This window comes from Pseudoalteromonas sp. PB2-1, assembly GCF_045040605.1.
Classification (GTDB): Bacteria; Pseudomonadota; Gammaproteobacteria; order Enterobacterales; family Alteromonadaceae; genus Pseudoalteromonas; species Pseudoalteromonas arabiensis.
Map to the genome: position 1 here is coordinate 408,682 of NZ_CP090668.1, position 12,280 is coordinate 420,961.

The 12,280-nt window shown below is 41.4% G+C and carries 9 protein-coding genes; 6 read left to right on the plus strand and 3 right to left on the minus strand.

Annotated elements, in window-relative coordinates:
- The first annotated feature begins 340 nt into the window (after nt 1–340).
- Complete coding sequence (locus L0Z67_RS18795) at nt 341–574, plus strand: hypothetical protein (RefSeq protein ID WP_062568088.1); 234 nt, start codon at nt 341–343, stop codon at nt 572–574.
- A gap of 118 nt (nt 575–692) precedes the next feature.
- On the opposite strand, the gene L0Z67_RS18800 is transcribed toward L0Z67_RS18795, so the two are convergent.
- Complete coding sequence (locus tag L0Z67_RS18800) at nt 693–1,976, minus strand: sodium:proton antiporter (protein ID WP_062568087.1); 1,284 nt, start codon at nt 1,974–1,976, stop codon at nt 693–695.
- Nucleotides 1,977–2,202: 226 nt separating this feature from the next.
- A complete protein-coding gene (locus tag L0Z67_RS18805) occupies nt 2,203–3,282 on the minus strand; it encodes a mechanosensitive ion channel family protein (protein WP_392353832.1) in 1,080 nt (359 codons plus the stop codon).
- Nucleotides 3,283–3,664: 382 nt separating this feature from the next.
- On the opposite strand from L0Z67_RS18805, the gene L0Z67_RS18810 reads away from it, so the two are divergent.
- From L0Z67_RS18810 to L0Z67_RS18830, 5 genes are all read left to right on the plus strand, one after another.
- Nucleotides 3,665–5,854, plus strand: a complete 2,190-nt coding sequence (locus L0Z67_RS18810) for a M4 family metallopeptidase (protein WP_392353140.1) — start codon at nt 3,665–3,667, stop codon at nt 5,852–5,854.
- Nucleotides 5,855–5,915: 61 nt separating this feature from the next.
- Nucleotides 5,916–7,778, plus strand: a complete 1,863-nt coding sequence (locus tag L0Z67_RS18815) for a M28 family metallopeptidase (RefSeq protein ID WP_392353142.1) — start codon at nt 5,916–5,918, stop codon at nt 7,776–7,778.
- Nucleotides 7,779–7,873: 95 nt separating this feature from the next.
- Nucleotides 7,874–9,790: an ATP-dependent DNA helicase gene (locus tag L0Z67_RS18820; protein ID WP_392353144.1), complete on the plus strand. Its 1,917-nt coding sequence runs from the start codon at nt 7,874–7,876 to the stop codon at nt 9,788–9,790.
- A 10-nt stretch (nt 9,791–9,800) separates the two neighbouring features.
- The gene (gene tsaB, locus L0Z67_RS18825; protein WP_392353147.1) at nt 9,801–10,493 is read left to right on the plus strand and encodes a tRNA (adenosine(37)-N6)-threonylcarbamoyltransferase complex dimerization subunit type 1 TsaB; all 693 of its coding nucleotides are present in this window, start codon (nt 9,801–9,803) and stop codon (nt 10,491–10,493) included.
- A 76-nt stretch (nt 10,494–10,569) separates the two neighbouring features.
- Complete coding sequence (locus L0Z67_RS18830; protein WP_392353149.1) at nt 10,570–10,893, plus strand: hypothetical protein; 324 nt, start codon at nt 10,570–10,572, stop codon at nt 10,891–10,893.
- Between the two features lie 67 nt (nt 10,894–10,960).
- Here L0Z67_RS18830 and L0Z67_RS18835 read toward each other — a convergent pair whose 3' ends face one another.
- Nucleotides 10,961–12,250, minus strand: coding sequence for an alkaline phosphatase (locus tag L0Z67_RS18835; protein ID WP_237115690.1), 1,290 nt, complete (start codon nt 12,248–12,250; stop codon nt 10,961–10,963).
- Nucleotides 12,251–12,280 lie beyond the last annotated feature (30 nt).

Below are 12,280 nucleotides of genomic sequence, written 5' to 3' on the forward strand. Positions count from 1 at the left end.
TTCAAAAACTAAAAACCCCGAGGGAACCTCAGGGCGAAAATAAATAATTTGGTTGATTGCTCGCCAGAGGTTCCTTTTAGGAATAACCTCTCAGCGAAAAACCTGACAGGCTATTCCGATGAATGATGGTGATGATGGATAGTTGTCAGATTGAAGCGCATAATTTTTTCCTGTGTTGCACTCGTTTGTATAAACCAGTGCGTAAATCTGTTTAAATAAGTTGCGTATATAGATAAACATGCTTTGCTAATCTTTGGCAAGCATTTTTTTGCGAAATTAAAGTATATCTTATAACGGTCGATATATAATGGATAGGTAGCAGGTACAGCTGGAGGCACATATGGATATCATGATCCCCTTTTTAGGGCGTATAACTCGCCTACAACTTGAAAGTAAAGGCGCGTTTCATATTGCTGGGGTAAAAGATGCGAACGTGCAGCGAATTGAGCTTGAAAAGCGACAAAAAAGAGAGATTGAGTTACGAAAAAAAACAGCCCAAAAAGCGGATAAAAATAATAAAAACACCACCGAAGAAGATGAAGAAGGCAATCAGCATCTTGATACGTGGGCATAGCGAGTTTTTCTCGTCTGCGGTCTTATTTAGTAACTAAAAAGTTAGCTGCTGGTGGTTGTATGTGCAAGAAACGTAAAAAAGGCTCGATAAACGAGCCTTTATGGTTTTAAAGCAATGTTTAAGACTTTGCCTGTGCTGATTGAATACTACTTTGAATCAGCGGTGAAATTGTTAAGCCTTGTACGATAATCGAAAAGATCACCACCACATAGGTGACAATTACAATTAAATTGTGCAAGTCAGAGCCAGCAATCATCACCTGATCACGTGGAATAGCTGCGGCCATCGCCAACGCTAAACCACCCCTCAAGCCCCCCCAAGTGAGGATTTTCACCGAGTGCTTGTCGTATTGACGGTATTTTTTAAAGAACACAAACGGTGCACCCACACTTACAAAGCGCGCCAATAGCACCACAGGTACCATAAGTAAACCAAGGCCAATCTCTTCAAGTGTGATAGGCATGGTGACAATGAGCATACCGATGATCAAAAACAGCAAGGCATTTAAAAAGCTATCGGTGGCATGCCAGAAGTCTTTTACGTAGCGAGTATCTTCAGGACCCGTGCGCTCTGTGGCTTTTGAGCGAGTGATATTACCAAGTAAAATACCACTGGTTACCATCGCCAGTGCGCCCGAGATTTCCCAAATATTTGCAGCAGCAAAGCCAGCGGTTGGAATGGTGAGCGTTAATAACAAGCGAATATTCACATCGCGGCTATTAATAATTAAAAAATGTCCAACTAAAGCAATCACTAAACCAAATGCAATGCCACCTATAGCATCGACTAAGAATAGCTCAGCAATGTCGGTAAAATTAGCTTCGGTACCATAAAATGCAACTGAAAATATGGTAGTGAAAATCACCAAGCCAATACCATCATTAAACAAAGACTCACCTTCAACTTGCACAGAAATACCTTCTGGGGCTCGCATTTGTTTAATAATGGCTAATACAGCAATTGGGTCGGTTGGGCTGATTAATGCACCAAATAATAAGCAGTAAATAAATGGCACTGGCCAGCCAACAAAAGCAAATAAGTAGTAACTTAAGTAGCCAACAATGACCGTGGAGGTAATGGTTGAAAATAGCACTAATGCGGTTATTTCCCAACGTTGTTTACGAAGGGCTGCTAAGTTGATTTCAAGTGCACCTGCGAACAGTAAAAACCCGAGCATGCCTTTTAATAGCAACTGATTAAAGTTGATACTAGAGACTATTTGGGTCATTTCGAGGGCGGTGCTATCACCGAGCATTTTAACGGCAAGTATAAGCAGTAAAGAAATAACAACAGAGCCTGTTGTTATAGCAATTGTGGTTTGCATTTTGAGGATATATTGGTTAGCAAAAGCAATAAAAATAGCTAATGCTGAAAGAAAACAAATGAGGTACCAAGCATTCATTGTTTGACCTTAAATATTTGTATAACAAGACGCAGAAAGTTGTCACTTTCTGGCCGCATATGGTACGCCTCTATCTCATGTATGTCACAGTGTTTATGCGATTTTTATGATATTTTAGAGTAAAAATTCAGGTGGCTGATTGCAATTGTATAATTGCTGTTAAAAATGTCTCAAAAGAGACAAAATAAACCTGACTAGAAGTGCGCTGAGGATTAGTTTAGTTAGGTCAATCCGCTTTTTTTAATTGTGCCGATTCCTGAGTCGTATTAATAGCCCTTATCGGATAAGGGATCACAATTCCTTCTTCAGCGTAACGCGTGTGCAGTGCCTTAATAAACGCAGATTTTACCCAAAATCGATTGAAGTATTCTTTTGCTCTTAGCATCACGGTAAAATTGATGCTTGATTGATCGAAGGTATGAAATACCACAAATGTATCGTAGTCAGCTACGCCCCATTTGTGACTTTTTAAAACCTGCCTTGCTACATCCAGTGTCACTTGTTCAACTTTTTCTAGATCTGAGCCATAATGAACACCCACTTCAACAGCTACACTGAGCTCTTTTTCGGGGTAAAAGTAATTAATGATGCGTGATTTAGACAGCTGACTGTTGGGGATGACTATCATGTTATTTGGCAACATTTTTACCCAAGTTGAGCGCCAACCAATTTTCTCGACAAAGCCTTGGTCGCCACTTTCAAGCTCTATAAAGTCACCCACCCGAATCGGTTTATCAATCACCATTTGAACGCCAGAGAAGAAGTTTTCAAGTGTAGGCTGCAAAGCGAGTGCAACAGCAAGAGACGTAATACCGAGTGATGCAATTATAGGTGTGATTGATATACCCAAAGTACCCATTAAAACCAGCAGGCCAACACATACAATCACACAGCGTATGAGTCCTTTAATAATGCTATGGCTATTCGATATCATTGCTGAACGCGCACTATAATAATCAACTGTGCCAAATAAAAAATGATCTAGAAACAGTACAAACGCAATAATGCATATTGTTTTAGCAGTGGCTGAAATAGGCAGGGGGTGTTCTGTCATAAATCCGGTGATGCTTAATAACTGCCCAAATATGATCACGAGCACCATCATTGTGCACAAGGTAAGCGGAGTAATAAGTGAGTCAACAAGTAGTGAGTCGAATACAAAGTCTGTTCGTCTAGTCCACTTCTTTAAACAGTAAACAATTAAAAACCTTATTATATATAAGATAATAGCAGCTAGGGTTGTGCCACCAATTATTAGCAACCATGGTTTGTTTACCCATTCGTTCTGCGACAGCTCGCTAAACATAGTTAATCCTATAAGCTAAAGTCTTTGTCGACGTTGCAATTTATGTACCCAGCTTTAAAGTGCTCAACGGACAGGAGATGAATGGGGAGCTAATTAAACAACGCTAAGAAATAATCAATAAAAAAGGGACTAATGTAGTAAATTTGTTAATGATCTGTAATTAATTTTTTACAATTTCACGCCATTTTTAAGCTTTATCTATCATGCTATTTTCTTAACCTACTAAAAAATAAGCAATTTAGGAAAATCACGCCACTTTAAATGTTAATTTATTGTTTAATTTTTGTTTTCTTTTTGATCGCGCTAGGCTGATTAGCAATCGGGAAGGTGTGTAACCCGATTATTAGGAAAATATTAAATAACAATCTAACGGAGCGTAAACGTGAATTTATCAAAACTCACAATAGCTACTCTTGCTGCTTTGGCATTAGCTCAAGCAACAAATGCAGAAGCTGCAAATAAAAAATATCTAAACAAGCAAACAGGTATTAATAAGGCATTACAGACTAATGCTGCATCAGTATTAATGTCTAATCCGAAACATTTAATTGGTTTGGAAGCTGGAAATGAACTAACTGTTTTAAAAGAAATAAAAAGCAATAACGGTACGACAACCCGCCGTTACCAGCAAATGTATAAGAATATTCCAGTTATTGGCGATACGGTTATTCTTACCTTTGATGATGCGGGACAGTTAAAAACCGCACACGGTGCCGCGGTCTATGACATTGCATCAGATATTGGTTCTGTTTCACCTGCTTTACCAAAGCAAAAAGCGTTAGCGCATGGCCTTGCTAATTCAGCCGTTGCAAAAAAATCGTCAGGCCTAGAGAGACATAATGAGCAGTCTCGTTTAGCTATTTGGCTTGATGAGAATAGCGTTGCGCATTTGGTTTACGAAGTGTCATACGTTACTTATGGTGAAAACCCGTCTCGCCCTTATCAAATTATTGATGCCAATACTGGTGAAGTACTTTTTAGTATGGATAACCTCCAGCATGCAAGTGCAACAGGCCCTGGCGGCAATTTAAAAACGGGTAAGTACATCTATGGCAGTGACTTCAGTAGTCTTGATGTTTCTCAGTCGGGCAACACATGTACGATGAATAACGCCAACGTAAGAACGATTAACCTCAATGGCGGTACGAGTGGTTCTACGGCTTATTCGTTTACTTGCCCTGAAAATACCTTTAAAGAAATTAATGGTGCATATTCGCCACTCAATGATGCACATTATTTTGGTAACGTTATCTTTAATATGTATAACGATTGGTTAGGTACTGCACCTTTAACTTTCCAATTAAAAATGCGTGTTCACTATGGTAATAATTACGAAAATGCATTTTGGGATGGCAGTGCTATGACCTTTGGTGATGGCCAAAATACGTTTTACCCTCTAGTAAGTCTAGACGTATCAGCTCATGAGGTGAGCCACGGCTTTACTGAGCAAAACTCAGGACTTGTTTATTCTGGTAAATCGGGTGGTTTAAACGAAGCTTTCTCTGATATGGCTGGTGAAGCCGCTGAGTTTTACATGAAAGGCTCAAACGACTGGTTAGTTGGTCAGGAAATCTTCAAAGGTAATGGCGCACTTCGCTACATGAATAATCCAACTCAAGATGGTAGCTCAATTGATCATCAAAATGATTACTACTCTGGTATGGATGTTCACTACAGCTCAGGCGTATTCAATAAAGCATTTTATAATCTTGCAACCACATCGGGTTGGGATACGCAAAAGGCATTTGTGGTTATGGCACGCGCTAACCAACTTTATTGGACAGCAAGTACTAACTGGGACCTTGCAGGTAATGGCGTGATGGATGCGGCATGTGACTTGAACTATGATCCTGCCGATGTTCAAGCAGCGCTTGCTGCGGTAGGTGTTAGTTCAAACTTAAGCGCAGGTAGTAGCTGTGGCGGTACAACTGAGCCACCGACTGACGAAGCGTTAACAAATGGTGTTGCGCGCACAGGGATTAGTGGCGCAGCCAAAGAACAGCTGTTCTTCACTTTAGATGTTCCGAGTGGTGCTACAAACCTGCAATTCAATACCACAGGTGGAAGTGGCGATGCCGATCTGTATGTAATGTATGGCTCTAGACCAACACTTAACAACTTTGATTGTAAGAGTACGTCATCTACTAGCACTGAAAGCTGTGCAATCAGTAATGTACAAGCAGGCACATACTATGTGATGGTAGAAGCATGGAACCAAATCTCAGGTGTGTCTTTAACAGGTAGTTTTGATAATGGTTCAGGTGGAGTGACACCCATCAATCGTACAGAATCAAATGTAAGTGTTGCATCAGGTAGCTGGACACGCTTCACACAAGATTTAACGGCGGGTTATTCATCACTGGATGTCACTATTTCAGGTGGCACTGGCGATGCAGATCTTTACGTTAAGTTTGGTTCGCAATCAACAACTTCTAGCTATGATTGCCGTCCGTATAAAAATGGTAACAGCGAAACGTGTACCTTTACCAACCCTCAAGCAGGCACTTGGTATATTGACTTACGTGGTTACAACGCAGCGAGTGGCGTAACACTCTCCATCTCGGCTAATTAGCCAATCATAAAAAGGGAGCATTTGCTCCCTTTACTTTCCCTTACAAAGAAAAGGACCCATTATGACAACCCTTCTTAAGCAGTGCTTAGTCGGTGTAGCCTCACTGTCGTTAAGCCAAATGTGTTTCGCTCAAGATGATGAAACAGTCTGGGTGACAATTGATGCCCTAGCCGCAAAACATTTTCAACAAGATGCGCTAAGTAAACAAAAACAAACACGTAACCTCGCTTTGCAATCGTCAGTTATAAATGATGTAAACTTTATGCGTGTCAATAAACAAGATATAGCAGGGTTAAGCGAATTTATGCACGATAATTACCATCGCTGTGGTGGTTTTGTCGCTCATGAATCTCTAGCCGATGCCGAACTGTATACTCAAAAGCTAAATAGTGTTTCACACCTTGCTTCGACGAGCAGCTTTGCAAGTTACAGCATTGATAACGCTACGACTGTCAATGCGTTGCTTTCATCAATTAATGCAAGTGAGCTTACTGATACAGTGAATAGTATGATGAATTTCCATAATCGATACTATTCAGTGCAAAGCGGTGTAGATGCAGCTCAGTGGTTAAAAAATCACTGGCAACAAATAGCAAGTAGCCGTAGCGATATTAGCGTCGAATACTTCAATCATAGTTTTTCACAGTCGTCGGTTGTTGTGACTATTCCAGGTGCCGAAAAAGCCGATGAAATTGTCGTGATTGGGGGTCACCTAGATTCAATAAATCAATCAAATCCAAGTAATGGGCGTGCGCCTGGTGCAGACGATAACGCATCAGGCATTGCTGTGCTTACCCAAGCCTTAAAAGCAATTGTTGATAATAACTATCAACCTCAACGGACTATCCAAATTATGGGCTTTGCTGCAGAAGAAGTCGGCCTTCGGGGCTCTAAAGATATTGCCCAGAGTTATAAATCGCAGGCTAAAAATGTGGTTGGTATGGTGCAATTTGATATGACTGGTAATAACGGCAGTAGCACAGACATTGTGATGATGACAGATTACACTAATTCACCACAAAACCAGTATTTATCGCAATTACTTGATGCTTATCAACCAAGTGTTAGCTACGGCTTTGACCAATGTGGTTATGGCTGTTCAGATCATGCATCTTGGTATCAGCAAGGTTTTGCTGCATCAATGCCATTTGAATCAAGAATGAGCGATATTAACCCTCTCATCCATACTTCAAACGATTCACAGTTCGACGCACAACATGCCAGCAAATTCGCCAAACTGGCTGTGAGCTACCTTGCTGAAATGGCAAAAAATGCCGGTGATGTTGTGAGCGAACCAAGTAATGAACTTGAAAATGGTGTAGCAAAAACCGGTTTATCTGCGGCTGCAAAACAGCAACTATTTTTTACCCTTGAAGTGCCAGCAATGAGCAGCAACCTTGAGTTTACGACACAGGGCGGTACAGGTGATGCCGACTTATATGTCAAATTTGGCAGCAAGCCGACTTTACAAGATTTTGATTGTAAAAGTACAACATCTTCAAGTAACGAAAGCTGTGTGATTTCATCAATACAAGCGGGGACTTATCACGTTATGGTTGAAGCATGGAATGAAATTGCCGGTGTTGCATTAACGGGAAGTTATAGCCAAGGCTCTGGCAGCACACCTATAGACCGCACAGAAACGAATGTTAATGTACCCAGTGGTACTTGGCAGAGGTTTACTCAAGCGATCCCAAGCGGTATGAGTAATCTAACAGTGACTATGTCAGGGGGCAGTGGTGATGCTGATTTATATGTTAATTACGGCTCACCTTCGACGAGTTCAAATTATCAATGTCGACCTTATAAAAATGGCAACGAAGAGACATGTCAGATTAGTAATCCACAAGCGGGTACTTGGTATATAGACTTGCAAGGTTACAGTTCTGCATTGGGTGTGACACTCACTATAGAAGCACAATAACCCATGTTTTTAATAATGAGGAAGCCTTGCTTCCTCATTTAGTCTTGCCCTAGGTTAACCAGTTACGTAAAATCTGCCCATCACTTTTAATCTTATTGGCGAAGTTTATCAAACAACTTTTCAGTGCCACGGGTCCGCTTGCACTTTCTCTTGATGGATACACTCCAAGACAGCCACAAATTGACATGGCTGTTGCGGTTGATGATGCCTTGAAAAAACGTCACCAATTAGTGGTTGAGGCGGGAACAGGTACAGGTAAAACTTATGCTTACTTAGCGCCTGCGTTAAAATCAAAAGGCAAAACTATCATCTCAACGGGTTCAAAAGCGCTGCAAGAACAGTTGTTTCATCGTGATTTACCCAACTTAGTAAAAGCACTCAGTGCTACGAAAAAAGTAGCCCTATTAAAAGGCCGTGCAAATTATTTATGTACCTATCGCTTAAGTCAGCACGTTGCGCATGTACCAACAGATGATCCAGATGTCATGCATCAACTGGCGATGGTGGCAAAGTTTGCCAGTGAAACGCGTTCTGGCGATTTAGCAGATTGTGTTGGTATTGAAGAAGACGCCAAAGTACTGCCTTATGTTAGCTCAACCGCTGATAACTGTTTAGGTAAAGAGTGCCCCGATTTCCAAGATTGTTATATTCGTAAAGCGCGTTTAAATGCGATGGAAGCCGATGTGGTGGTGATCAACCATCATTTATTCTTTGCTGATATGGCTGTGAAAAACACGGGTTTTGCTGAATTGATGCCAACTGCTGATGCCTACATTTTTGATGAGGCTCATCAGTTAAGTGAAATAGCCAGTGACTATTTTGGTGAAAGTGTTAGTACTAAAAAGCTGATGGATTTAATCAATGACTTACGCGCGATTTACCGTGCAGATATCCCCGATATGCTGCAATTAGGTAAAACCCTCAATAAGTTAGAAACCAGCGTGGCAGATTTACGTTTGCAGTTTGGCTTAGATGGCAGTCGCGGTGACTGGCGTGAAAAGCTAGCCGATAAAGATATCTGTGCAGCCCTGCACCGCGTGATAAGCGACCTCGACTTTTTATATCAAGTGTTGAAATTATGTTTAGACCGTAGCGAAAAAATAGAGCACCCGTTTGAGCGTACACTCGCCTTTAAAGGCCAGTTAGAGCGGGTATTTGATACTGCACAAACGGGCTATAGCTATTGGTATGAAACAACTCGCCGCTATTTAACGGTAAACATTACACCGCTAAATGTATCGGCTAAATTTGCGCAAATGATGAAAGACACAGGGGCTGGCTTTGTCTTTACTTCGGCCACTCTATCGGTTGATAATGAATTAGCGCATTTTAATGCCAGTCTTGGACTAAAACCCGCGCAAAGCATGATTGTTGAAAGTCCGTTTGATTATCAACAACAAGCACTGCTTTGCTTACCGCGCTACTTACCTGAGTCTCACGCGAATAATATGCCCCATGCTATTATCAAGCTGACCCTTGAGTTGATTAAATCAGCAAAAGGTCGCTGCTTTGTGCTGTTTACAAGTTATCGCATGATGCACTTAGTGGCGGAAGGTTTAACCACGCAAATGGATTACCCGGTTTATATGCAAGGGCAAATGTCAAAGCGTATTATCCTTGAAAAGTTTACCCGTCACGGTAATGCCGTTTTACTCGGTACCGCCTCATTTTGGGAAGGCGTGGATGTTAGAGGCAGCACATTAAGTTGTGTTATCATTGACAAATTGCCGTTTGCCGCGCCGGATGACCCATTGTTGCAAGCAAAAATGCAAGATTGTCAGTTGCAAGGTAAAGACCCATTTGCACATATTCAATTACCCCAAGCGGTGATTGCATTAAAGCAAGGGGTAGGGCGACTGATTCGCGATAGTAAAGATAAAGGTGTGCTGGTTATTTGCGATAACCGCTTAGTAACGCGCCATTATGGCCAAGTATTTTTAAAAAGTTTGCCACCCATGCGCCGCACGCGTGATTTAGCAATGGCAAACGCTTTTTTAGAACAGATCAATTAGAGTAACTTAGATGATTAAACACAATATTCTTGCCTTAGATGCATCAACTGAAGCTTTATCGCTGGTGCTACATTATCAAGGGCAAACATTTCATCATTTTGAAGAGTGTCCACAGCAGCACAGCCAAAAAATCTTGCCTTTAATTGATGAGTTACTCGCAAAGGCAGAATGTAAATTAACCGATTTAGATGTGATTGGGTTTGGTCAAGGGCCTGGAAGCTTCACGGGCGTGCGCATCAGTGTTGCGATTGCACAAGGTTTAGCTTATGCCGCACGCTTGCCTTTGGTTGGCGTATCAACATTACAGATGATGGCGCAACAAGCGTTTGAGCAACATCAAGTACGTGATGTGTTTTCTGCCATTGATGCACGTATGGGGGAGATTTATTACGCTCACTATAAAGCGAATGAACATGGCTTAATGCGACTTGTTGATGAAGAGCAAGTTATTAAACCTGAGTTGCTAACGCTACCTGAAATGGCTGCAACAGCGGTGGGTACCGGTTGGCAGACCTATCCTTCGCTTGTTACTGAACTTGCAAATGTAAGCTTGTATGAAAACATCTTATTGCCTGATGCGAAATACATGCTGGCCTCTGTTGAATCTGCTTTTGCTAACGGTGAAACGGTAACTGCTGCGAATGCACAGCCTAAATATGTTCGTGATACAGTGACTTGGAAAAAGCTACCAGGCCGAGAGTAATTGAAAGAGCAACGGGACTTGCGTGCCCGTCAGTTATGGCACATAATTTAGTCATGTTTGATGTGGAAATACTCGTTTGACTTTACCTATTGGCTCAGGCTTTTATACCGGTGACATCCCTGGTCAATATAGCCGTAAAAATACCGTTACTGATACGTCCAAGGCGATATCAGACCGAACGGCTGAGCAAAAATCGTCAACAGAGTATGTTAAATCGAGCCCTCAAGCTGTTGTTATTGCCGATAAGTTTAAAGCTGAGTCGCAAAGCTATCAGCAAACAATTTATGATAAACCTAGCAGTGTGAAAGTTAGCCGTGCTATTTCCACCTATACTGAATTTGCTAATTTAGATCGCCGTGCCGAAGTGCAAAGCTTAATTGGCGTTGATGTGTACGCATAATTAATAAAATAACTGAATTAAATGAAGAAAGCCTAAACAGTGTTTAGGCTTTTTATGATTAAAAGGTTTACTCTTTAATAAAATCAATCAACTTACTGGCAATCGCGGTATTGTTTTGCGAGCCGTAGAAATCTTCAGCACGTTTACCATAGGCAAACACTTGTACATCAATAGCGGTGTGGCCGCCAGTAGTCCAACCCGTGAAGCTGGCATGGTTAATGATATCTTTAACGGCGAGTACTAAAGCTTTATCGCCCATTTTCTTCGCTTCGCTGAGCTTAATCGCATTTGCTTCAGTAAACTCGATATCAGAATACTTTTGCCATACCGATTTTAAATCTTCGCTTTCAAGCAAGGCTTTTGTGATGGTACCCGCTGTTGCTTTGACACCCTTAACAACGTCAGTTTCCCACTTATATTGACCATGAGCACCCAGTGTTAAACCGCCTGTTGAGTGATCGGCTGTGATAACAAGGAGAGTATCAGGGTTTTTATCTACATAGGCTTTTGCTTGTTCAATCGATTTAGCAAAGTCGTCCATTTCACCCATTGCACACGCGATGTCGTTGGCATGACCACACCAGTCAATTTGGCTACCTTCGATCATCACAAAGAAGCCTTTGTCGTTCTGACCATCAAGTAAATCAAGTGCTTTAGTTGTCATTTGCGTAAGACGAGTCGGATTTTCGTCAAGTGCATAAGGCAAGCCCACTTCAGCGAATAAACCAAGTGCTGGAACTTGTTTTAAGTCACTCATTGCTGCGAAGTCATCGCTGTACTGATAACCCGCTGCTTTGAATTCTTCAACTAGGTTACGGTCTTCACGAACATAATATTTAGTGCCGCCACCTAGCATTAAATCAACCGGTAACTTACCCGCGATTTTGTTATCGATATAGTCGTTAGCGATCTCGTCGTAGTTACGGCGTGATTCATTGTGTGAAGCAAAGCTTGCTGGTGTTGCGTGGTTGATTTGTGAAGTAGCTACTAATGCTGTTGTCATACCGCGCTCTTTAGCAACTTCAAGCATGGTTTTTACTGGTTTTTTATCAGTATCAACAGCAATTGCGCCATTATAACTTTTATGACCACTGCTCAGTGCTGTTGCACCCGCTGCGCTGTCAGTTACATAAGTATGATCATCAGGGTAAGTATGTGCCATACCACGTAAAATGGTATCGAATACAGTTGGGTCAACGACTTTAGTATTTGGATCATCTTTAAAGTAACGATATGCAGTTGTATATGCTGGGCCCATACCATCACCAATCATGTAAATAATGTTTTTTGGTGCTGATTCAGCCATTACTGAGCCTGCTGAGCATAATAATGCTAAAAGACTTAATTTTAATTTCATTGATGTAACCTTATTATTGTGCCCTTATTT

Bases quoted from the DNA above. Each gene is read 5' to 3' on its own strand.
- L0Z67_RS18795 (WP_062568088.1), top strand. From the start codon at position 341: ATGGATATCATGATCCCCTTTTTAGGGCGTATAACTCGCCTACAACTT.
- L0Z67_RS18800 (WP_062568087.1), bottom strand. From the start codon at position 1,976: ATGAATGCTTGGTACCTCATTTGTTTTCTTTCAGCATTAGCTATTTTT.
- L0Z67_RS18805 (WP_392353832.1), bottom strand. From the start codon at position 3,282: ATGTTTAGCGAGCTGTCGCAGAACGAATGGGTAAACAAACCATGGTTG.
- L0Z67_RS18815 (WP_392353142.1), top strand. From the start codon at position 5,916: ATGACAACCCTTCTTAAGCAGTGCTTAGTCGGTGTAGCCTCACTGTCG.
- tsaB (WP_392353147.1), top strand. From the start codon at position 9,801: ATGATTAAACACAATATTCTTGCCTTAGATGCATCAACTGAAGCTTTA.
- L0Z67_RS18835 (WP_237115690.1), bottom strand. From the start codon at position 12,250: ATGAAATTAAAATTAAGTCTTTTAGCATTATTATGCTCAGCAGGCTCA.